General features: G+C 55.4%; 11 protein-coding genes and 1 pseudogene. 2 read left to right on the forward strand and 10 right to left on the reverse strand.

Going from position 1 to position 23528, the window contains the following annotated elements; genetic code table 11:
- Window positions 1–15: 15 nt before the first annotated feature.
- From NQ559_RS10465 to NQ559_RS10510, 10 genes and pseudogenes are all read right to left on the reverse strand, one after another.
- Window positions 16–1203 (reverse strand): FprA family A-type flavoprotein, encoded by a 1188-nt coding sequence (locus tag NQ559_RS10465; protein ID WP_018694889.1) that lies wholly within the window; start codon window positions 1201–1203, stop codon window positions 16–18.
- A 338-nt stretch (window positions 1204–1541) separates the two neighbouring features.
- On the reverse strand, window positions 1542–2006 hold the full coding sequence (locus NQ559_RS10470) for a lipocalin family protein (RefSeq protein WP_018694890.1): 465 nt from the start codon (window positions 2004–2006) through the stop codon (window positions 1542–1544).
- Between the two features lie 28 nt (window positions 2007–2034).
- The gene (locus NQ559_RS10475; protein ID WP_018694891.1) at window positions 2035–4068 is read right to left on the reverse strand and encodes a S8 family peptidase; all 2034 of its coding nucleotides are present in this window, start codon (window positions 4066–4068) and stop codon (window positions 2035–2037) included.
- A gap of 84 nt (window positions 4069–4152) precedes the next feature.
- Window positions 4153–6645, reverse strand: coding sequence for a hypothetical protein (locus NQ559_RS10480; protein WP_018694892.1), 2493 nt, complete (start codon window positions 6643–6645; stop codon window positions 4153–4155).
- Window positions 6646–6692: 47 nt separating this feature from the next.
- Window positions 6693–8315 (reverse strand): RagB/SusD family nutrient uptake outer membrane protein, encoded by a 1623-nt coding sequence (locus NQ559_RS10485; RefSeq protein ID WP_026318188.1) that lies wholly within the window; start codon window positions 8313–8315, stop codon window positions 6693–6695.
- A gap of 26 nt (window positions 8316–8341) precedes the next feature.
- A complete protein-coding gene (locus tag NQ559_RS10490) occupies window positions 8342–11554 on the reverse strand; it encodes a SusC/RagA family TonB-linked outer membrane protein (RefSeq protein WP_026318189.1) in 3213 nt (1070 codons plus the stop codon).
- Between the two features lie 548 nt (window positions 11555–12102).
- Window positions 12103–13572 carry a RagB/SusD family nutrient uptake outer membrane protein gene (locus NQ559_RS10495; protein ID WP_033395121.1) on the reverse strand — a complete coding sequence of 490 codons (1470 nt, stop codon included), beginning with the start codon at window positions 13570–13572 and terminating at the stop codon, window positions 12103–12105.
- An 18-nt stretch (window positions 13573–13590) separates the two neighbouring features.
- On the reverse strand, window positions 13591–16773 hold the full coding sequence (locus NQ559_RS10500; RefSeq protein WP_083923810.1) for a SusC/RagA family TonB-linked outer membrane protein: 3183 nt from the start codon (window positions 16771–16773) through the stop codon (window positions 13591–13593).
- 256 nt (window positions 16774–17029) lie between these two features.
- Window positions 17030–17725 carry a site-specific integrase gene (locus NQ559_RS10505; protein WP_018694897.1) on the reverse strand — a complete coding sequence of 232 codons (696 nt, stop codon included), beginning with the start codon at window positions 17723–17725 and terminating at the stop codon, window positions 17030–17032.
- Between the two features lie 79 nt (window positions 17726–17804).
- Window positions 17805–18287: pseudogene (locus tag NQ559_RS10510) on the reverse strand (site-specific integrase); the annotation flags it as partial.
- Between the two features lie 328 nt (window positions 18288–18615).
- Here NQ559_RS10510 and NQ559_RS10515 point away from each other — a divergent pair.
- Window positions 18616–21813: a SusC/RagA family TonB-linked outer membrane protein gene (locus NQ559_RS10515; RefSeq protein WP_026318191.1), complete on the forward strand. Its 3198-nt coding sequence runs from the start codon at window positions 18616–18618 to the stop codon at window positions 21811–21813.
- 30 nt (window positions 21814–21843) lie between these two features.
- Window positions 21844–23514: a RagB/SusD family nutrient uptake outer membrane protein gene (locus tag NQ559_RS10520; RefSeq protein WP_026318192.1), complete on the forward strand. Its 1671-nt coding sequence runs from the start codon at window positions 21844–21846 to the stop codon at window positions 23512–23514.
- The last annotated feature ends 14 nt before the right edge of the window (window positions 23515–23528 follow it).

Genomic DNA, 23528 nt, shown 5'->3' on the forward strand with positions numbered 1-23528 from the left:
AAGTTTTTGGTTGGTTTAGCGGTGCATGCACCCGGCGATCCGCGCTGCGAGCGCGTGGCATGCCTCGTGCCATGCCGGCGAGAAACCCTGCTTCATTTCCACGGGTTCGCAGATCGCCTCCCACTTCATCTTCTGTGCGAATTCGCCCAGGCAGCGTACGGCGGCACTCGCCCAGCAGAAGGAGCCGAACCAGCCGAAGTTGCGCTGCGGGACGCAGCGTGCCGCGATCAGGTCGAGCAGGCGTGCCACGGGCGGGTAGAGCCCTCCGTTATAGGTCGGGCCGCCCACGATGAGCGTGTCGTAACGGAATACGTCGCGCAGGACGATGGATTCATCGGCGTAGGACATGTTGTGGACGAAGATCGGGCCCACACCTTCGGCGGCCAGTTCGCGGGCTATGCGCTCGGCCATCTGCTCCGTATTGCCGTACATCGAGCCGTAGGCGATCACCACGCCCGGTTCGCCTTCGTAGCGGCTCAGACGGTCGTAGACGTCCATCACCTGCGGGATCTCGCGCTGCCATACGGGGCCGTGGGTCGAGCAGATGGTCGTGGGGTTCAGGCCCCGTACCTTCGCGAGCGCCTTTTGTACAGGCCCTCCGTATTTGCCGACGATGCAGGCGTAGTAGCGGCGCATTTCGTCCCAGTAGCGCGACGGGTCTATCTGCGAGTCGGTAATGCCGCCGTCGATGGCGCCGAACGTGCCGAAGGCGTCGCCCGAGAAGAGCGTGCCGGCCTCGGCACACCATGTCACCATCGTTTCGGGCCAGTGTACCATCGGCGCCATGTAGAACGAGAGCGTTTTCGAGCCGAGCGATATGCTGTCGCCCTCCTTGACTTCGAGCGTCCCGGTGTCGATGCCGTAGAATCCCTGGAGCATCTGCAGCGTCTTGGCGTTGCCCACGATTTGGATGTCGGGGTAGAGCATGCGCAGTGCGCGCACGGACGACGAGTGGTCGGGTTCCATGTGGTTGATGACCAGGTAGTCGATCTTGCGGTCGCCGATGGCCTCGCGGATGTTCTCTGTCAGACGGCTGCCGAAGCCCTCTTCGACGGTATCTATCAGTGCGACCTTCTCGTCGGCAACCAGATAGGCATTGTATGAAACCCCCTGCGGGAGCGACCAGAGACCTTCGAAACGGGTGGTTGTGCGATCGTTGACCCCGACGTAATGGATGCCGGGCAAAATTTCGGTGATGTTCATGGTTCGTGACGTATTTGTTTCAAAGATAGTGAAAAATATGCCAAAGCGGAACGGCGCGGGCCTTCCTGCATGCCTGATTTTCCCTATCGTCCGGTATTAAAAATTTGCGTAAAGATAACCGTTTTTTCGGATATGCGTAAAATCTGTTTCCGAAAAAAACAATTCCCGCGTGATGGGGCGGCTGCACTGAGGGCTTTCCGGCCGGCCGGGTGCCTGCGGCGTTGGCCGCGCGAGCTTCTTCTTTTAATTGCTTAACTTGCTGTGCATTAGTTTGGTATATGTATGAAAAAAAGCCTTCGGCATTTACCGAAGGCTTTGGAAATATTACAAGCCGGGGCTTAGAGCAACCGGAAGAAATCCGAGCGTACGCCCTGCATGCTCACCGCGTCGTTCTTTACCGACTCCGGAATCGTCGCACGAGTGTATACGCACACGTCGCCGGTGTCGGCCGTGCTGGTCAGCGTGATGGTGTTGGACGATTCGTCTGCCGTGACCGTGTACGAGCTTCCCCAGGGAGTGTTGTCGCTGTAATTTCCCGAAAGTACATCGCCTTTGAGCAAGTAGCTGCCCGTGTATTTCTGGTACTTTACGGATTCGATCTTCTGGTAGATGGTGAACGACCCTCCGTCAAATGCGATGTAGGCGTCGAACACCTGCGGAGCCTGGCCTGTCCATGAGGTCAGGCGCCATTCTCCGACGAGTTGCTTGGCCAACGGCGTGTTGTTATCTTTCTTGTCGTCGTCGCACCCTGCGAACAGGCTCATGCCGAGTATGGCAAAGAGAATATAGATAGTCTTTCTCATGATCTTTTTGCTGTTATCGTAATTCGTATTATAACCAACCTCCGTTCCCGGCCTGTACGCCGCGGGCGATGATGGCGAACTCCTTGGTGATCGTCATGCCGCCCATCACGGTACCTGTACCGACCTTGTCGCCGCCGCCGATTGCCGTAACCGTAATCTTCGCTACGCCGGACTTGGTGCACTTGATCTTCAGTTTGCCGTAGGCCATTGTGGGCAAGGTTTCGATCCCCAATTTGGCCATGTCGGCTGCGGACATCGAAACACCGGTGTAGGTGAGGTTCGTTGCGCTGCCACCGAAGAACTGCGTCAGGGGAACGAGTTCTTCAGCCCCTACGCCGACCTTGAGGCACGGCGTGCCTTCGATCTGCATCAGCAGTTGATAAGCGTCTACTGCGCCTGTACCCAGCTGCTTGCGGTAGTTTTCGAGGTACATCGTGCCGTTCGACTCCTTTGTGCCGTCGAGATACCGTTCCATGTCGTTCACCGAGGTGAGGAGCATGCTGATAAACTCGTTGCGGGTGTAGTGCTTGCCTTGTTTCAGCGCATAGGAGAGTCCGAGTGCTGCCACGCCCGACACGTGCGGGCAGGCCATCGAGGTTCCCTGCATGTATCCGTAGTCCGAACCCTCGTTCATTTCCGAAGGCATCGTCGAAAGTACCGTAGCGGTCGAATTGCTTGCAATGTAAGCGTCGCCGCCCGGCGCCGAGATGTTACAGCCGGGGCCGTAGTTGGTGTAGCTTGCAGGCAGGAAGTCGGGCGAGAACGAGGTTACCGAAATATAATCGCGGAACGCCCCGGGGTACCCGGCACGGTCGAGTGCGTCGTTGCCGGCCGAGAAGATGACCAGACCGCCGTCGATCGCGTCGCAGTTCGACGTGGCGATGAAATAGGCGAGTGCGTCGTGCTCCGCTTTGGCATTTTTGGCGTACTGGTCGTCGGAGGTGTAGCCACCGCCCTTGATACCCATCGAGCACTGGATGATCGAAGCACCGTTGTCGGCCGCGTATTTGAATGCCCTTGCCATGACGGCCGTCGTGCCCGAACCTGCTGCGGTGCCGGACAGGGCCTGGCACGACATGATCCGTACACCGTCGTTGTTGCCCGAGCCGCCCGCTACTCCGCAGACACCGATGCCGTTGTTGTTGACCGCCGCTACCGTGCCTGCGGTATGCGTCCCGTGACCGGAGTCGCCGTCGCCCTTTGCGTCGACCACATCCCAGGAGATGGGGCCGTTCGTAACGAAATTGTACCCGTAATAATCATCCACGTAACCGTTGCCGTCGTCATCGACGCCCGTGGTTCCGGTCATCTCCCTGGTGTTGACCCACATGTTCGCAGCCAGGTCGGGGTGCGTATATTTCACGCCTTCGTCGACTACGGCTACGATGATCTTGGGATCTCCGGCCGTGAGTTTCCATGCCTCTTCCACGTTGATGTCCGCACCTTCGCGCGCGGTCTGTGCCACGGCCTTGTCGCCTTTGTTGATATAGTGCCACTGGCGCTTCAATTCCGGGTCGTTGAACGGCCATACGATCGAACGTGTGCCTGCCGACATGGCGGGCGCATCCGAACGGAGCGGGGTGGCCTTGCCGTCCCACATTTTTTCGAGCTTCGTGTTGAACTGGATGTTCGCCACTTCGGCTACGGCCGACAGTTTCTGTGCGGCGAGATCCAGGTCGACTTCGGTGTCGAACTGCAATTCGTACCACCTGTGCAGGCCGGCCGCACGTGTGCGCTCCTCGTTGCGTGTGTCTACCGGGAACAGGCGGTTCAGGGAGCTGACGTTCAGCTCCGAAAGTATTTCATCCACGGAGACGATACCCGCGCGGGTAGCGACCGACCGTGTCTTGGCGGCGGCTTCGGCGGCCTGTTCGAGGCTGCCGATGGCTGCGTCGTCGAAATAGACGAGCAGGCTTCCGGCCTCGGCATTGACCGAGGTGTTGACGATCTTATGCGATGCGGCGGTGTTTTGCGAACCGCCGTCGCTACCTTCGGTCATAAGGTCGGACGTACAGCTCGCCAGCAGAAGCGCTGCAATGAGTAGTAATTTTTTATCAATCATAATCCGAGTTATTTTTTTGAGGGTCTCCCCTCCCCGATGGAAGGGGAGACCGCTCTTGATCACTAATTGGGTGAACGACTGAAATTATTTAGCCATTTTTTTCAGGGGCATTTTCTCCATGCCTCCGCTTTGCAGGCTGTTTGCCCGGGGTACAAAACCTTCGGAGAATGAACTCATCGCGGGAGTTGCGATCCGAACGGACACCTCACCTTCGAGCGGGTTCGCGCCGCGGTTGACGGGCTTGCCGAACAATTCGTCGATCAGGGCGTGGGCACGTTCGCGGCCGCGCAGTTCGACGTAGTTCGAGGGGTTGATGGAAATTTCCTTCGAGAGGGTCAGCATCTTATCCGAAGCAACCTTGCGCGGCGCAGCTGCTCCCGTGTTGCCACCGGTCGCCGGTACCATCAGCGGGGAGGTATAGCTTTCCCAGTTGCCGATCGAGTTCGTATAGTTGGCATCCGTGTACGCCCTGACCAATATGGTGTCGAAATTATACTTGTCTGAGAAGTCGGGGCTACAAATCAGGGCGAGGTACCCGTCTTCCGTGACACCTCCGACCATCATGCCGTCGATTGTGTCCGCACCCATGCTCGTTTCTTTGTCCAGAATGTAATACTTGAGATAGAGCGTCGCTCCCTGGTACGGAATGGTGCCCATGGGCTGCCCTTTCAGAACATAGATGATCCCGTTGTACCACTCCCAGACAACCGTGTCTTCGTTATTGGCTCCGAGCGAGAGGCCCGCAACATTGATTGCATCCAGATTGCTGGTATCGTCGGTCTCGTTTTCCGAGAATACGACCTGGCCGATCTTCGAGCGATTCGTTTTGCCGGAGCCGTCATTGTTTATGCCCCACAGATCCCATGTTTTGAAGAGCTGGGCTTTATTAGAGAAGGTATAAAGATCGTCAATGGTATATTTACGCTGCAGCGGATCTGCCTTGCCGGCAGTAGTCTGTTCTACGGCGAACAGTTTGCCGTTGTAACCGTTGTCGGCGTATACCAGCAGTGTGTAGCTCGTACCCTTTGACAGCCCAACATAGAAAGGAGCGTAGCCCGTATCGTTGATCTTTTCGAGCTGTTCGGCGGTCAATGCCTTGCCGGATGCCTTGACACCGGCGATCAGCTGCGATTCGTTCATGCCCTGGGTCGAAGCCGTCGTGAACAGGCCGATGTAGCCCGATGCGATCTCCTCGCCGAACAGGATCCCCTTGATCGAGTTTTCGGGGGTGTGGCCTTCAGACTCTTTCTCCCACGTAAGCTCTGTGCGGACGCTCATCACGACGGGTTTTTCCTCCCCGGCCTTGACGTAACCGAACGATACGTACCCGTATTTCTGGAGGTTGCCTTTCTCGTCATAAGAGTTGCCGACGATGGTGTAGATACCGGTCTTTTCCATGACGGCGGTGATCGTACCCGAAGCCGTGATCTCCTCGCTCGGGGTCGTACCTGCGTCGATATCTCCCGATTTGGCCGCAGCGAGCGACTCGCTGAGCGCACCCTCGAAGAAGGCATATTTCACCTTGTCGACGTCGCTGCCGAGCGTAGCCGTGATGGCGACCTTGCCGTCTGCGGGCGCCGACTTCTCGAAGGCTACCGAGTAATCGTAGCTTACTGCACCCGGGAATAACAGGCGGGTCATTTCGGTATTGGCCTTGAAGTAGCTGGTTGCTTCCCATAGCGAAGGTGTCGTCAGAAGGATCGCTTTCGGCGGGAAGGTGAGGACGCCGTTTTCCAGCGTACCGTACATCGTGGCGGAAGCCATGGTGGGATAATTCTCCTGGCAGAACGAAACGATCACGAATGCGCCGTTGTCTTCGTATCCGACGTCGTTGATCTCAAAACCAGTCGGCTGTACCGGGAACCATACTTTTTCGGGATCCCGTGCGTCGATGATGGTATAGGTAGGAACGGAGGGTACGTTGGAGTACCTTACACCGACGATCTTGGCCATGTAGGCTTCGTCGTAGATGTTTTGGATACGGTAGTACCCCTTCATGTCGGCACGTTCGTAAATCTCGACTGCCTTTTCTGCATTGGGGACACCGTTTTCCTTTATGTTCGAGCCCATTATCGCCGTGAAGAAATCGTCGCGCCACGTGCCCTTGGTTTCACCGTTGGGACCCTTCACGAGGTTCCACTGTACGCGGGTGACGCTAAAATCGAGCCCGTTGGAATATTCCCCGTATAGCTGCGCGTATTTCTTGTCCGTCACGCGGATGGAACATTCGTAGGTTTTGCCGATCTCGGCATTGGGGAAATCCACGGTAAATTCGGTCTCCTCCTGTCCTGCTTCGAATTTGATCTCCGAAACAGTGAAGATGCCGTCCTGAGTGCCGGTGACTTCCACGGGAACCGTGATCGCATCCTTGTAGTTCTTGCGCTTGGCCGTGAACGGCAGGGTCGTAGGCTCTGCCGGATCGCGTTCATTGTCTGTGGCATATTCCTGCGAGGGGAAATATACGCCGTAGCAGTCCGGATCTTCGCCTTCTCCGGGAGTATATTTGATGTCGTCCGAGCATCCTGCCAATACGAAGGGTGCTATGAACGCGAACAATAAATATTTGATTGTTTTCATACTATTCGATCTTTGGAATTAAAGCAAATTTTGCATTCTCCGGATACCTATTCTGTCCAAACCGGAATCTTACCCGAGGGGTCGGGGTTGTTGACTACGGCGGGATTGTTCTGGATTTCACCACGGGTGATGACGAAATTCCAGTGGGGAGCGCGGCCGTCGGTATTCAGACGGTAATCCGAGGGAGAGTTGGTGCCTTTGTAACCACGCTTCATCGGCATATCCAGGCGTTTCAGGTCGAACATGATGATACCTTCGCCCCAGAACTCGATGCGCTTCTGCGTGATCAGTTCCTCGATGAAACTCTTGAGCGTCGGCGTACGGTCGGTGCAACTGTACGAACCGTCGGTAATGCGGTATTTCATGAACGTATTGAGCAACTCACGAGCTGCGACCAGATTGCTCTGGGCCGTAGCTTCGGCTTCGATGAGATACATCTCTTCGACGCGCATGCACGGGATGTCCGTAGCACCGCCGATCTTGTAGTCGCTGTAAGCTCCCTGTGCGGGACGGAATTTGATGTTGACGTAATCCTTCAGCGTAGCGAAATATGCACTGCCGTTGGGGCGGCAACTCTTGTACGCGTAGAAGTTGCGGTCGGGATCGAGCCACGAGTGCTTGCGGAAATCCTTGTTGTCGATTTTGGTATAGAACTCCTTGTCGATGGCGCGTCCCACCTGGTGTCCGTAGCCCCACGACTCCTCGTTGCCGATGTGGGCCTGGAAATTCATCAGGTTGGTGACGTTGTCGCTGGTGATCGGCAGGCCCCAGATCCACGAGTTGTTGGCCGTCGCACTATTGAAGCCGGTCGTGGGGTCTTCCCACTGTGCCTGGGTCAAGGGAGTACAGCCGCTCGTTGTGATAGCCTTACGGGCATATTCGGCAGCCTTCTTGTAAGCCTCGGAGTCGTTGTCGGAAGTTCCGCGCTCCAGATATGCACGGGCCTGGAGGCCATAGACCATTGCCAGGCTGGGCGTATAGGGATCTGCCGCCGAGTAATCGGAAAGGTATGCCGCCGCCTTTTCGAGGTCGGGGAAGATTACTTTTTCGTACACCTCGGCCGCCGTAGCGCGGGGATTGGCTTTGGCTTCCGCTTCGGTCGTCGTTTCCGTCACAATGGGCACTGCCAGGCCGACAACTCCATCGCCGGAGGTATACTTGTTCTCCTTGAATTCATAGATGCGTACCAAGTCGAGGTAGAACGAGGCCCGGTATGCGTAGGCAAAGCCGAGGACATGTTTGGTCGCGGTCGTGAGAGCTTCCGGGTCGATGGTGCTGATGATATCGTTGGCCGCCTTGATCCATGTGTAATAGTTTTTCCAGGGCAGGTCGCCGACTGCATAGTTGTCGCCGAGGGAGTTATTGGCACCCCATTGGCTGAACCAGTCGTAGCCCGTATCGCCCGTTATGACGATCTCACCGGCCGCAGAGTCCGTAGCGAGGTGGATGGCCGGCAGCGCGAAGTTCCAGTGCATCTTGTCATAGGCAGAAAGAGACCTCGGCTGTATCAATGCGGTGGGGATACCTTTCACCATAGCTTCGAGGGCTGTTGAAGACCCGGCGAGCTGGTCGGACGTAGCCCTGTCCGTCGGGAACGTCTCCTTGATGCACCCGCTGAGCAGTGCTGCCGAGGCAAGAGCCGCTATAGATATTTTCAGTATATTTTTCATATCCGAATAATTAGCTGGTTATGGATTTAGAATTGAATATTGATACCACCCGAGATGGTTCGGATCGGAGAGTAGGTCGCTGCGTTGGCAGTACCCAGAACACCCTGGCTGTCCGTATTGTCGGCGTAACGCGGATCCAGTCCCTTACGCTTGGACCAATAGAAGACGTTTTCGCAGGCAAGATAGATGCGCAACTTGCCGACTCCGAATTTCTGGGTGAATTTCGACGGCAGCGTATAGCCGAAGTTGATGTTCTGCAGAGTCAGGTAGCTGGCATCGGTCAGGAAACGGTCGGACGTATCGGTCGCATTCAGATCGCCGTATTGCAGACGGGGAATGTTCGAATTCGGATTCTCCGGTGTCCACGCTTTGAGCATATCCTTATGCCAGTTCACGCCGATGCTGCCGGTCGAGGTCGGAACGCTCATTGCCGCTGCGTACCCCGAGTCGTAGACTTTGCCGCCGATCTGGTAGTTGAAGTTGATGCCGAAATCGAATCCGAAGAACGAAACGCTCGTGCCGAAACCGCCGAACAGGTCGGGGATCGCATTGCCGCAGAGGTAATCGTCCGCTTCCGAGTATTCCGTGGTGGTAGTCCGGGTATCGCCCTCGTTCTTATACCACATGGAACGTCCGTCCTCCGAGACGCCTGCGTATTTCTTCATGTAGAAAGTATACATCGGCAGATCCTGTCCGTAGAAATAGATGCCGCTGGTGTAACCGTTGTAGCCGTCGACCTGCAAAGTGCGGCGCTCGGGCGGCAGCAGGGTGATTTTGTTCTTGAGGTGCGTCAGGTTCACGCTGATGTCCCACTGCACGTTTTTGCTGCGGATCGGGGTGAAGTTCAGGTCGATCTCGATACCCTTGTTCGACATGTCGCCGACATTGGCATAGTAGGACGAGTAACCCAGCGACGGAGCCGTGGGGAATGCCATCAGCATGTCGGTCGTCTTGCGGTTGAAATACTCGATGCTACCCGATATGCGGTTCTGGAGCACGCCGAATTCGATACCGGCGTTGAAGTTGGTATTGGTCTCCCAGGTGATGTTGGGATTACCTTTTTGCAGGAATGCCACGGACATTTCGCCGTTCGAGGAGGCGAGGCGGTAGGTATCCACATAGCGGTAGTTACCGATCTTGTCGTTACCCTGCGAACCGATCGAGGCCTTGACCTTCAGCATGTCGAGCCAACTGTGCGTCCCGGACATGAAATTCTCCTTGTTAACGATCCATGCGGCACCTACCGACCAGAAGTTACCCCAGCGGTGCGACGGGTGGAAGCGCGACGAGGCATCGCGGCGGTATGAGGCCGAGGCGAAGTATTTGCCGTCGTAATCGTACTGTGCGCGCCCAAAATAGCCTTCATTATTATAGGTGGTGACATACGATGTTGCGCCCTGCTTGTCGATCACGGCACCGGCCAGTTCGTCGTTGTCGGGCGAGAACATGTTGGCCGTGCTGCCGTAAAGCAGGTACTGCCTGCGCTGGTAGTATTCGTGGCCGAGCATCACGTTGATATTGTGCTTGCCGATGACCTTCGTGTAGTTGAGGATCTGCTGGAGGTTGTGCGAGAAGTCACGCGTATGGTATTTGCCTATGATACCGTTTTCCCCTGCGAACTGTCCGTAATAGGGGTTCTGTACGGTCGTCTGGCGGGTTTCGTCGAGCGAAATTCCCGCATTGAACGTAAATTTGAAATCCTTCAGGAACAGGATGTCGAAGAATCCCGTGCCGTTGAAGGCATTGCCTTCCGAACGGTTGGTGTTCAGGCGGGAATCCGACAGTCCGTTGGCATTGGGCATATACGGACGGGTCAGTCCGGCATTCATGCCGTCACCGTAGTCGTACATGGTGATGCCGGCGTCGTTCTTCATGATATTGCCCTGCCCGTCGCGGACATAGAGCGGGTAAATCGGAGCTACCGACGTAGTGAACGCAAAGATGTTGGCCGACGAATTGCCCTGGCCGTCACCGCTCAGCGAATTGTAGGTGAAGTTTGCGTAACCGGCGTTGGCACCGACCTTCAGCCATTTCTTGGCCTGATAGTCTGCCTTCAGACGTGCCGTGTAACGCTCCATGTTCGAATTTTCCGTGATACCTTCGTTGTTCAGGTAGCCGAACGAAGCATAGAACGTGCTGCGATCCGTAGCACCCGATACACTGACGTTATATTCCTGGCGCATCGAGGAGCGGAAAGCGATGTCTTCCCAGTCATCGGGCGTGAGCAGATAATCCTGGCCGTTGTAGAACATATGGTTACCCAGCGTGGCGTTGGGATTGAGTTTCCCGTTGGTGCCGATAACCGATTGGCCGTCGGGGACACTGTAAACCATATAGCCCAGACCGCCGTCGTTTTTCGAAGCGGCGAGGTTCTTATTGGCCATGGCGTGTGCGGCGCTCTCGCTCATACCCTGCGAGCGGTAGTAGCTGCTGAGAGACGAATAGTAGGTTTCGTAGTACTGCGCAGGGCTTTTGATATAATCATAGGACTCCATTGCGCGTGAGTTCACACCCCACTTGGCATCTACCGAGATGGTAGCTTCCTGGCCACGGGCCTTCTTGGTCGTGATCATGATGACACCGTTGGCACCACGTGCTCCGTAAAGGGCGTTGGATGCGGCGTCCTTCAGGACGGTCATCGACTCGATGTCGTTGGGGTTCAGGTTGTTCAGGTCTCCTTCGTAGGGAGTTCCGTCCACGATCCACAGCGGGTCTTTCTCGGCGTTGATCGAACTGAAACCACGGATGCGGACGATCGGGTTGGCACCCGGTTTACCCGATTCGTTGGATATCTGGACACCGGCAACCTTACCGGCCAGCGACTGGGCGACGTTCGACTGTTGCGACTTGGCGATGTCGTCCGCCTTGATGACGGTCGCAGAACCGGTAAACGCCTCCTTTTTGGAGGTACCGAACGCCACGACGATCACGTCGTCGATCGCCTGTGTATCTTCGTGCATAGTCACGTCGATGCGCGATTTGCCAGCGATAGGGAGCTGCTGCCCCACATATCCGATGAACGTCACCGAAAGGGTGCCGTCAGCCGGAGCCGAAAGTGAGTACTGGCCTGCCGCGTTGGTCGTAGTACCGATCGAAGTACCGTCTACCATGACAGTAGCGCCCGCAACGGGATTCCCGTTTGCGTCAGAAACTGTACCGGAGACCTGCTTGTTTTGGGCGAATGCATATGCGCCGAGCACCAAAACAGCAATTAACGATAGTACAATTTTTCTTACCATAAGCGTTAATTTTAAATTAATTTTAAAATAAAAACTCAACAGCCTGTGAGCAGGATTTTACGATTCTGGTAAGATACTGAATATCATATATATAGTTGAGTGAACGCGAGATTGCGATCCGGTTTTGAAAAGGCGCGGTAACTTGAAAGTTACCTGAGGGTGCGGTGTATAAAATTAATTTACAGCATATTAACGACTGCTTGCCATATATCTTGAGTTACCAATACATAACCGGGAAACGACTGGTAATGCCCTGCGATTCCCCGAAAATCAACGGGATGGAATAATATGACTCAATATAATCCAAAAAATCCGTATGGATTACAGTTGCCGGAACCCGTATCAGGATTTATCCGGGTAATTCCGCCGGGCATCGCGGCAATACTCCGGATGCCGTAACGCTATCCCGGGCATCATAAGCCCCCCTGCCGGAATCCCGGCAGCGACAGGGAGGGGCTATCAATACGCACACTGCTCACCGGACGGTACGGGCATAAAAAAACCCGGAAGCGTCACGACTTCCGGGCCCAGAAAATAAGTATTAACCACTAAAGCGGATTCTGGTCGGCCGCATTGATGTATGGATTGCTGTTCAGCTCGATCGACAGCGGAATCTGGTAGGTGAATTCCTTGCCGGCAGCCTTGACCAGCTTGTGCGTGTGGTTGGAGGATGCCGTACGGTCTACACCGACGTTGAAGCGCTTGTTGGTAAAGAATTCGTGCCCCTCACCCCAGAGTTCGATACGGCTCTGCAGGAAGATCTCCTTCAGCAGTGCTTCGCCCGTATTCGAGGACTTTGCATAACCCGAATCGCGCTTCGACACCAGGTCGTAAAGCGTCTGCTGGGCTGCGGAACTGTTGCCGCCGCGGGCTTCGGCCTCGGCCTTCAGCAGGTATGCCTCCGACAGGCGCATGTAGATTTCGTCAGCCTCGTAGGTCGGGGTGTTGAACTTGACGTTCGAATAGGCCGGATAGGTGAACTCCCCGACCGTGGTCTCGGTCGCATTGAAATTCTTCTTGCGGTAGTCGGTAGCTGCGATCTGATTGTAGAGCTGGTCGTCGATAGCCATGTAGATACCCTTGTTGTTGGCATTGTCCACGGCCGTGATCGACATGAACGATGCGAAGGAACGGTTGCCGAGCGACGTGGAAGCAGCCCACGTGTAGCCCCAGATGGTCTCGGGAAGCGAGGTGCTCTGGAAACCCGAAGTCGTATACTGCTCCTCGTTCATGAGCGAGTAGCCTGCCGAAATCACCGCCCCGGCAGCATTGGCTGCCGTGGTGTAATCGCCTGTGGTCAGCGCCACGCGCGCCAGCACCATGTTCGCAACCGTCTGGTCGATGTCCGCCGTCGAACTCTTGGGATCGTAGCCTTCCTGCTCGAACAGCGCGATGGCGTTCTGCAAATCGGTCGTGATCGTGCTGTAAACCTCGGTCGACGGGGTGCGTCCCTTGGCACCCTCGACGGTCAGATAGAGGGGGACACCCGCCTTATCCTTGCCGCCGTGCATGTAGTCGTCCTGGTAAACGCACATCAGGTAATAGTAAGCCAGCGCGCGGTAGGTCAGCGCCTGAGCCTTATATACCAGCGCCTTGCCCGTAACATCGTCGGGGATCAGGTCGAGGATCTGGTTCGACTGATAGACGATCTTGTAGTAACAGTACCAGCGGTCTGCCGTATAGGCATTGGTCTGGGCGCGGATGCTTTCGAACATATATTCGTCGGCAAACCAGTTGGTCAGTTTCGTGAGCACCATATCGTTGCCCTGCAAATCCATACCCAGATTCCAGACCATGAATCCGCGGTCGTTGGTCGTTGCCTGGCGGTTGCCGGTATGCATGTAGTTGACGGCTCCCTGCATCATGGGGGCGAGCACGAGGTCGGCATTCTCCTTGATCAGTTCGCCCAGCTGCTCATCCGACACCTGGCTGCCCGAAGGCTCGGTGTCGAGCTCGCTCGCACAGGATGCGAACAGGAGCACCGTAGCTATTGCGATGTAATATACTATGTTTTTCATACGCTAATATCTCGTTTATTATAAGTTCATCGTAATACCGAAAGTAAAGGTCTTCGCCTGCGGGAACCCGAATGCGTTCTGTCCTGCGTAAGCGGTACGCGGGTCGAAGCCCGTATGCGCGGAGGTGAAGTAGAGGTTGTCGGCGGCGAAGAAGACACGCAGCGACTCGATGCAGATCTTCGACGTCCAGCGCTTGGGCAGCGTATAGCCGACGTTGATCGTCTTGAGGCTGAAGTAGGAAGCATCGCGGTAGAGGTAGTCGCAGTTCGAACCTACGAAATTCCAGGTGCCGTTGAACATCAGCTTGGGGAATTTGGCATTGGTATGCTCCGGCGTCCAGGTGTTGCCCACGAGGTCTTGCGAGACCGTAAAACCGGCACGTCCCGGACTATATACGTTGGCCGAGTTGCCGTCCCACTGGCGGCCGCCGATCTGGTAAGCCGCAGCCAGCATGAAATCGAAGTTCTTCCAGCGGAACGAGGTGCGAAAACCACCCGTCACGTCGGGCAGCGCATCGCCGATCTCATACTGCGTGGCTTCGTTGATATTGAAGGTCTTTTCACGGCCCGTAACCTTGCCTTCGCCGTCCACGACATCTTTCCAGAACGTCTCCTGGCCGGTTTCGGGATCTACGCCGGCAAACTTGAAGAGGTAGAGGTTGTAGTAGGACTTGCCTTTGCCGCGCAGGAACCTACCGCTGATGTAGTCGCCGCCCAACGCCGGGTTGCCCAGCTCCGAAGGATAGTCGATCAGGCGGTTGCGTGCGAACGAGGCGTTGACCGCGAAGTTCCAGTAGAGATCCTTATGCTTGAGGATGTCCACGCCCAGGTCGATTTCGAAACCGCGGTTAGCCAGGATACCGACGTTTTCCAGGCGGCTCGCAAGGCCCGTCGACGACGGGGTCGGACGGTTCCAGATCAGGTCGTGCGTACGGCGGTTATAGTAGTCGACCGTACCGTAAAAACGGTTCCACAGGCGGAAGTCGATACCCAGGTCGATCTGGTAGTTGCGTTCCCACGAAAGATTGCGGTTACCCGTGCTGGCTTGCGTAATGCCGATCTGGCCGTTGGTTTCCCCGATCGTCCAGAGGTTGGTGTAGGGATACGAAGCCGAAAGCTGGTTGCCGGCCACACCGTAGTTGACGCGCAGTTTCAGTTCGTCGACCCACGTAGCGTTGTCCATGAAGCTCTCGCCCTTGATACGCCATGCGGCGCCCACAGACCAGAAGTGGCCCCACTTGTCGTACTTGAAGCGCGACGATCCGTCGTAGCGGTACGAACCCGAGAAGAAATACTTGCCGGCGTAGTTATAGTTCACACGTGCGAAATAGCCTTCGATGGCGGTCACCACGGTGCTCGAGGTCGAGCCGTTGCTATACTGCGAAACGGCGTTGCCCAGTTCGGGGATGCCCGGGTAGAAAATATTTTTCTTGTAGGCGTCCACGACACGCTGGTCGGTCTTGCCGAACTCGTGGCCGATCTGTACGTCGAAGTTGTGGTTCTCCTTGATGGTCTTGTTCCAGTTGAGCATCTGCTGGGTGTTGTACGAGAAATAGTTATCGTTGTATTTCTCGACAAGGCCGTTGTTGGTCGGCGTGGCAGCCGTACCGTATTCATTGTTATAATAGAAGGTATCCATCCGGTACACGTTGTCCAGCGTGAAGTTGGCCGTGAACTTGAAATCCTTCAGGAATACGATCTCGCCGTAGAAATTGGCGTAGAGGTTGTCGCGAACCGAGTTGTTGATATCGCGGCTCATCGACTGCACGGGGTGCGCGAAGTTGTTGAACGAGTTGAACTGATCCTGCGTCGCACCGTAGGGCGAAAGGGTCGTGCCGTTGCCCTGTTCGTACATCTTCGTGCCGTCGGCATTGTAGCGGATGTTACCGTCCAGGTCGCGGGCGTAGTACGGCACGGTGGGGTTCTGCCACATCGTCCACAGGAACACGTTACCCGTGTTGGCACCCGAATAGCCGGGGCTGTCGATGTCGCGGCGCGAATAAGAAAGGTTCGTCCCGACCTTCAGCCACTTGGTGGCCTGTGCATTGAAGGCGGCCCGGCCCGAGTAACGCTTGAATCCCGACATGATTACATACGAGGGGTCTTCGAGGAAGCTGCCCGAAACGTAGTAGTCCATCTTGTCGTTGCCGCCGCTGATGCTCAGCGTGTATTCCTGACGGAACTGCTTGGTGAACAGGTAGTCGTCGTAGTTGTCGGCATAGAGCAGTTTCGCGTCGGAATTGAGCTTGCCCGTGGCGGGGTCGATCAGCGTCGTACCGTCGGGAATCTTATAGGCCATGTAGTTTCCGAGCACGGGCATGAGGTTGGAGTTCGCCGCATTGGCAAGCGCAGCATGGCTCGCCCCCGGATTATTCGCCTCAAGGTAGTTATAAAGCCCGCCGTATACATATTCGTAATAGTCGCCGGGGTTCTGCATGGTCTCATGCTCTTTGATACCCTGCTGGTTCCAACCCCACTTGGCTTCGAACATGATGTTGGCCTTCTGGTTGCGCGTTCCCTTCTTCGTGGTGACGAAAACCACGCCGTTTGCGGCACGCGAACCGTACAGCGCATTGGCAGCGGCATCCTTCGACACGACGATCGACTCGATATCGAGCGGGTTGATCGTCGAAAGCGCCGACGAATAAGGCACGCCGTCGACGACGATCAGTGCGGTCTGGATTCCATTGATCGAACCGATACCGCGGATGATGATCGAAGCGTCGTCACCGGGCTGTCCCGTAGAGCTGTACGACTGCACACCGGTAACGGCACCTTCCAGCATTCGCGAAGCGGAAGCAACGGTGGTCTTTGATATTTCACCGGCCGAAACCGATGCGATCGAACCGGTAAAATCCTTCTTCTTGATTTCACCGAAGGCCGTGATGACTACATTGTCGATCGCCTGTGCATTCTCCTTGAGCGTCACCGAAACATGGGTGTGCCCGGCGATCGCGACGGTCTCGGTGTCATACCCGATGAACGAAACGACCAGTTTCCCGTTTGCAGGGGCTGCAAGCGAGAAGGTGCCGTTCGTACCTGTCGTGGTACCGATATGCTGGCCCTCGACCATGACTGTGGCTCCAGCCACCGGAGCACCGGCGGCATCGGTAACTGTACCGGAAACCTGCTGGTTCTGGGCCATTGCAACGGCGCAAATCCCCAAAACGGCAATTAACGATAGTACAATTTTTCTTACCATAAGCGTTAATTTTAAATTAATTTTAAAATAAAAAGTTCACAAGCAAAGATAACGGATTGCTAACTCATTTACAAATAAATTATTAAAAAAAATTAACACGGTTACAGCTATCTTTCAAATTGTGGTTGACGGCTTACGATTTTTCGCGTATAAGGCCTGTGGCGATTACAATTTGCAATCGCCATTTCGAAGCGTTTTTTGTTGATTTCGGGATTTTCCCCAGCCGGAAGGGGATGCAAGGGGTGAAAAAAGTGACTTAGTAGAGCCTTTCCGACTCGTTCGGCATGCCCGACGGCGTCCAGTCGGGGCACAGCGAGTTGATACGTTTTGACAGGCGTTCCATCTCTCCGCTGATATGCGAATGGGTGATATTCGCATAGATCTGCGTTGTGCGTATGTTTTTATGTCCCAGTAATTTACTGATTGTTTCGATGGCGACACCCTGCGAAAGGGTAATTGTCGTGGCAAACGTGTGCCGGGCCGCATGGAACGTGATCTTTTTCGGAATCCCCGCTTCGGCAACGATCTTGTCGAGGCATTTATTGCACCACCCGTTGCTCGGAAGGTCGAATATCCGTCCGGAGCCCGATGCGGGCATGTATTTCAACAGGATATTGTACGGGACGGTAAACAGCCGCACATTGACCTCCGCCCCTGTTTTACGACGTGTCGTGTTGACCCACAGCTGTTTGTTTATTTTCTGAATATTCTGCGGCACCAGGCCTCGGATGTCGACATAGGACAATCCGGTGAAGCAACTAAACAAAAACGTGTCCCTGACAAGTTGTAAGGTGAGGTCTTCGCTCTCGTACTGCATCATACGGGTTATCTCTTCCATGGTCAGGTAGTTGCGTGTTACGAATTCGCTCTGTAATTTGTAATTTGCGAAGAGATCCTTGTCCATATATCCCTTGCTGCGGGCCAGCATGAGGATATGTTTCAGGGCGATCATGTAAATCCAGATCGTGTTTTTTTTTATACCCGGCTTCCTTTGCGATATAGGCGTGGAAGCCCGTGAGAAATTCCCGGTTGAGCTCCTTGAACATCAGGTCTTTCCGGTCGTACTTGTCCCAGATGTAGTTTGCCAGATGCTTGCAGACGCACCTATATTTATAATATGTGGCCTTGCTGCGGCTGATGCCGACCATACGGTTGAATTCTTCGTTGTGCTGCCTGAAAAAGGCGAGCACGGTCTCCTGACGGAGGTTGGCTCCAAAGTACATCTCTTTGACCATCAAGGGGGTTACGAACGATTGTTCGTAGAATAACTTGTTGTAACACCTTTCGATGTGGTAGTGGATATTCGAAAGCTGTTCGTTGATCCTGCCTGCGGCATTGCTCCGCCCGGCGACACGCCCCATTCCGACATCCCAGTGTTCGGGTGCGACCGAGAGGCGCGTGGAAAACTGCGTCCGCTCCCCGTTGATCGTGATGCGTCCCATGATCGGGGCGTTCCCATTCCGGAGAGGCGCGTTTTTCTTGATGTAAAACAATACATTAAACGTGTTTCTCATTGCTCAAATAACCTTTTGTGTTTAACCTAATAACAATATGCAAACCGCATTAAAGGTAATGATTAAGTAACCCCCGAATAACGTATTATTCGGTCTAAATATCTTATTGTACAGATGTTAGCCTGTGCGAAGCGGTTACTTTGTAGTAACACTGCTACAATCCGACATGGCATTTATGGAGATTCAAATGCCTTTTAATCAGTCTATTACGTTTGGATTAGCCGATTTTGCGCCAGAAAAGACCTTGTGCGCTGAATATCATGGTGTTGTATAAATTAACGCACAATGATAACTTTTTATTTTAAAAAACCAATTAAAATTAACGCTTATGGTAAGAAAAATTGTACTATCGTTAATTGCTGTTTTGGGGATTTGCGCCGTTGCAATGGCTCAGAATCAGCAGGTTTCCGGTACAGTTACCGATGCCGCCGGTGCTCCGGTGGCTGGAGCCACAGTCATGGTCGAGGGCCGGAATATCGGTACCACGACAGGTACGAACGGCACCTTTTCGCTTGCAGCCCCTGCAAACGGAAAACTGGTCGTTTCGTTCATCGGGTATGATACGGAAACCATCGCGATTGCTGGGCAAACCAATGTCGCAGTGACGCTGAAAGAAAACGCACAGGCGATCGACGACGTGATCGTCGTGGCGTTCGGTACGACGACCAAAGAGGCTTTTACGGGCTCGGCCACCGTCGTGAAAGCCGAAGATATTGCCAAGCGCCAGGTTTCGAACGTCGCACAGGCTTTGGCCGGTGCCGCAGCCGGTGTGCAGGTAGCCAGTTCGTCGGGTAATCCCACCTCGACACCTACGGTTCTCATCCGCGGACTCTCGTCGATTTCGGCCGGCGTGACTCCGCTCTATGTGATTGACGGCGTGCCTTACTCGGGAGATCTGAACATGCTCAACACGTCGGATATCGAAACGCTGACCGTCCTGAAGGACGCGGCGTCCACCGCCCTCTACGGTGCGCGCGGTGCCAACGGTGTCATCATGATCACCACCAAACGGGCCAAGGGCCGGGAGGCGGTCGTGAGCTTCGATGCCAAATGGGGTGTCAATTCCCGCGCCACGCGGCTCTACGATTATATAGATAATCCCGGGGATTACTACGAAACCTACTACAAGTCGCTGTATAACTACTATCTGGCCAGCGGTACGGCCGACCAGGCACATATGCGTGCCAACAACCTGCTCACCAGCAGCAACGCCGGCGGTCTGGGCTACCAGGTTTATACGGTTCCCGACGGCGAATATTTCATCGGTACGAACGGCAAGATCAACCCCAACGCCACGCTGGGCCGCAAAGTCATTTACAACGGCCAGGACTACTGGCTGAGGCCCGACGACTGGGAGGACGAGGCCTACCGCACCTCGCTGCGTCAGGAATACAATGTAAATATTTCGGCCGCGAGCGACCGCGCCAATTTCTATGCGTCGCTGGGTTACCTCGACAACGAGGGTATCGTAGCCAATTCCAGTTTTACGCGTTACTCAGCCCGTTTGCGCGCCGACTACCAGGCCAAGAAATGGCTGAAAGTCGGGGCCAACGCCAGCTATTCGCACTACGAGAGCAAGGCGCTGCAGGACGAGTCGGGCTCCGGAGGTACGACCAACGTGTTCGCCATTGCGAACCAGATCGCCCCGATCTACCCCGTCTACGTGCGCGACGGCAACGGCAATATCATGAGGGACGACAACGGGTATAAAATGTACGACTACGGCGACGGCATGAATGCCGGACTGAACCGTCCGTTCCTGCCCAACTCCAATGCCTTGCAGGCCATCCGCCTGAACAGCGCCCTCACCAACGGCAACGCTTTCTCGGGTACGGCTTTCGCCGACATCAAGCTGCACCGCGACCTGACTGCGACGGTCAATATAGGTACGAACCTCGACGAAGCCCGTTCCAATACGGTGACGAATCCCTTCTACGGCCAATTCGCCGGTACCGGCCGCGTCGTCGTCGGGCACCAGCGTACCTACGAGGTCAATGCGCAGCAGATGCTCAACTACAACCACACGTTCGGCACGCAGCACCGCTTCAGCGCGATGATCGGCCATGAATTCTACAACCTGAAGAGCTATACGCTCAGCGGCGCCAAGCAGAACATGTTCTCGATCGACAACAACGAGCTCAACGGTGCAGTCGTGGATACGCAGAACGCCGCCTCCTATACGACGGAATACAACAACGAAGGTTATTTCGGCCGTGTCGAGTACGAATACGACAACCGCATCGTCCTGAACGGATCGTACCGCCGCGACGCATCGTCGCGTTTCCACCCCGACCACCGCTGGGGTAATTTCTGGTCGGCGAGCGCCGCGTGGCTGATCAACCGCGAATCGTGGTTCAGAGCCGATTGGGTGGATATGCTCAAACTCAAGGCTTCGGTCGGTTCGCAGGGTAACGACAATATTTCGAACTACCTCTATGTGGACTACTATTCGATCGAACCGTCGGGCGAGGACATGTCCATCGTATTCTCGCAGAAAGGTAACGAACTGATTACCTGGGAAACCAACACCAATATCAACGCCGGTGTGGACTTCGAACTCTTCCGCGGCCGCCTGGGCGGTACCGTTGAGTATTTTAACCGCAAGACTTCGGACATGCTGTTCTGGTTCTCGGTAGCTCCTTCGATGGGTTATTCGGGCTACTACGCCAATGTCGGCGACATGCGGAACAGCGGTTTCGAAATCGACCTGCACGGAACCCCGATCCAGACGAAGAATTTCCGGTGGAACCTCACGCTGAACATGTCCCACTACAAAAACAAGGTCACCAAGCTGGCTTCCGAGCGTAAGAATGCGACCGTCGAAGGGTATGACGGCTATATCGACGGCAACAAATTCGTGGGCGAAGGCTTGTCTTACTATACGTGGTATATCCCCAAATATGCGGGTGTGGATCAGGAAACGGGTCTTTCGATGTGGTATAAGGACGTCAAGGACGCCAAAGGCAACGTGACGGGCCGCACGACCACGACGACCTATTCCGAAGCTACGAACTACCTGGGCGAATCGTCCCTACCCGACCTCTACGGCGGCTTCACCACGGCCTTCGAGTTCTATGGCGTCGACATCTCGGCTGCGTTCGCCTACCAGATCGGCGGCAAGAGCTACGACTCGGGTTACGCTGCGGCCATGGCATCGCCTTACGGTTCGATGGGCGGCACCAACATCCATAAGGATATCGCCAAGTCGTGGACCCCGGAAAATCCGTCGGCGTCGGTTCCCCGTTTCCAGTACGGCGACGACACCAGCACCAGCTTGTCCGACCGGTTCCTGTTGGATGCCTCTTATCTCAACATTTCGAATATCCAGGTAGGTTATACGCTTCCGGTTTCCTTCACCCGTAAATTCGGTGTCGAGCGGCTCCGCGTCTATCTGGCCTGCGACAACGTCTACTATTGGTCGAAGCGCGAGGGATTCGATCCGCGTTACAGCTTCACGGGTACCACGGGTTACACCAACTATGCTCCTATCCGTACGATTTCGGGCGGTATAAACATTCAGTTCTAAGTTTTGACGGGTACATACAAATCAGATTTTATGAAAAGATATTTGAAAAATATAACCGTTTCGGCGCTGGCGGCGGCTTCGCTGTCGTTCAGCAGCTGTATCAAGGAAACTTTTCCCACGAACGGTGCGACGGCCGGCCAGGTGGCCCAATCGACTACGGCGCTCCAGGCCATGGTGAACGCAATTCCCACACAGTTGGTTCTTTACGGTCAAAATTACGCGCAGGCCTGGGATTTCGGTTACCCCGCGATCAACGTATCGCTGACCAGCATGACGGGCGACATGGTCGTGGCCGGAAATTCGGGCTACGACTGGTTCGCCAACTGGATGACCAACGTGGCCCTCAGCGAGGACTATGTGACGGGCTACCAGTTCTGGTACAACTATTATAGCTGGATCAAGAGCTGCAACGACGTGATCTCCACCCTCTCGGCGGTCGCCGAGGAGGACATGAACGACGAGCAGAAAGCCTATCTGGGTATCGCGCTCGCTTTCCGGGCGCAATTCTACCTGGATCTGGTACGTCTGTTCGAGGCCAAGGAGTGCACGGGCTCACAGGTCAAGAACTATACGATCCCCGAGAACATCAAGGGGCTGGCGTGCTGCATCGTCACTGAGAATACGACCGAGGAACAGTCGAAAAGTAATCCCCGCGCTACGGTTGACGAGGTTTACGACCAGGTGATTTTCCCCGACCTGGAGCGTGCCGAGCGCATGTTGGCCGACTACACCCGTACGGTGAAGACCATGCCCGACCTGAGCGTCGTATACGGTATCAGCGCCCGTGCATGGCTCGAGCGCGGCTCCGCAGGTGTAGACGGCGCTTTCGCAAAGGCTGCCGAATATGCCCGCAAAGCCATCGACCAGAGCAATTATACGCCGTTGACGCAGGAGCAGTGGGAAGACCCCACGACCGGCTTCAACAGCGCAACCTCCAACTCAGCCTGGATGTGGTGTACCTCCCAGACCTCCGAACAGGTTCACAACCTCTATTCCTTCATGGCTCACATGTCGGGCGAGGAACAGTGGACGAACTATGGCGGCAAGGGCGTGGGGCGCGCTATCAACTCGAAGCTCTATGCGCTGATCAGCGACGACGACTTCCGCAAGCACTCGTGGCTCGATCCCGGGCTGTTCGACTACTACGAGTACAAGAGTTGCCGTCCGGACTACAAGGAGTTCTTCGACCCCAACTCCGCGGCGTCGACCAAATTGCCCGGCTCGCTCGTTGCCATCAAGTTCCGTCCCGGACAGGGCAATTATACGACCTATACGGTGGGTAATGCCGTCGATCACCCGCTCATGCGCGTCGAGGAGATGTACCTGATCGAGGCCGAGGCTACCGCGGCTTCGAACCTCTCGAACGGTATCGCATTGCTCAACAGTTTCATGCAGACCTACCGCTATGCGTCCTACAACTGCCAGTCGGCCGATTTCAAAGCCTTCCAGAACGAGATCGGTCTGCAGGCCCGCATCGAGTTCTGGGGCGAAGGCATTCCGTTCTGGTACAAGAAGCGCCTGGCGCTGGGTATCGACCTGGCCAACTCCAACTGCAAGGAGGATAGCTACCGCTTCGTGGTCGACGGACGGGCTCCGTGGTGGAACTGCCAGATCCCGCGTACCGAGTGGTCGAGCAACCCCGCACTGATCGGTATGAACAACCCCGATCCGTCGGATACGGTCGAAAACGTCATCGAATAACTGCAGTGTCTAAC

Source organism: Alistipes onderdonkii, assembly GCF_025145285.1.
GTDB classification, from domain to species: domain Bacteria; phylum Bacteroidota; class Bacteroidia; order Bacteroidales; family Rikenellaceae; genus Alistipes; species Alistipes onderdonkii.

What these genes read in the sequence shown, in the direction of transcription:
- NQ559_RS10465 (WP_018694889.1), bottom strand. Translation starts at nt 1,203, where the DNA reads ATGAACATCACCGAAATTTTGCCCGGCATCCATTACGTCGGGGTCAAC.
- NQ559_RS10470 (WP_018694890.1), bottom strand. Translation starts at nt 2,006, where the DNA reads ATGAGAAAGACTATCTATATTCTCTTTGCCATACTCGGCATGAGCCTG.
- NQ559_RS10475 (WP_018694891.1), bottom strand. Translation starts at nt 4,068, where the DNA reads ATGATTGATAAAAAATTACTACTCATTGCAGCGCTTCTGCTGGCGAGC.
- NQ559_RS10480 (WP_018694892.1), bottom strand. Translation starts at nt 6,645, where the DNA reads ATGAAAACAATCAAATATTTATTGTTCGCGTTCATAGCACCCTTCGTA.
- NQ559_RS10485 (WP_026318188.1), bottom strand. Translation starts at nt 8,315, where the DNA reads ATGAAAAATATACTGAAAATATCTATAGCGGCTCTTGCCTCGGCAGCA.
- NQ559_RS10490 (WP_026318189.1), bottom strand. Translation starts at nt 11,554, where the DNA reads ATGGTAAGAAAAATTGTACTATCGTTAATTGCTGTTTTGGTGCTCGGC.
- NQ559_RS10495 (WP_033395121.1), bottom strand. Translation starts at nt 13,572, where the DNA reads ATGAAAAACATAGTATATTACATCGCAATAGCTACGGTGCTCCTGTTC.
- NQ559_RS10500 (WP_083923810.1), bottom strand. Translation starts at nt 16,773, where the DNA reads ATGGTAAGAAAAATTGTACTATCGTTAATTGCCGTTTTGGGGATTTGC.
- NQ559_RS10505 (WP_018694897.1), bottom strand. Translation starts at nt 17,725, where the DNA reads ATGATCGCCCTGAAACATATCCTCATGCTGGCCCGCAGCAAGGGATAT.
- NQ559_RS10515 (WP_026318191.1), top strand. Translation starts at nt 18,616, where the DNA reads ATGGTAAGAAAAATTGTACTATCGTTAATTGCTGTTTTGGGGATTTGC.
- NQ559_RS10520 (WP_026318192.1), top strand. Translation starts at nt 21,844, where the DNA reads ATGAAAAGATATTTGAAAAATATAACCGTTTCGGCGCTGGCGGCGGCT.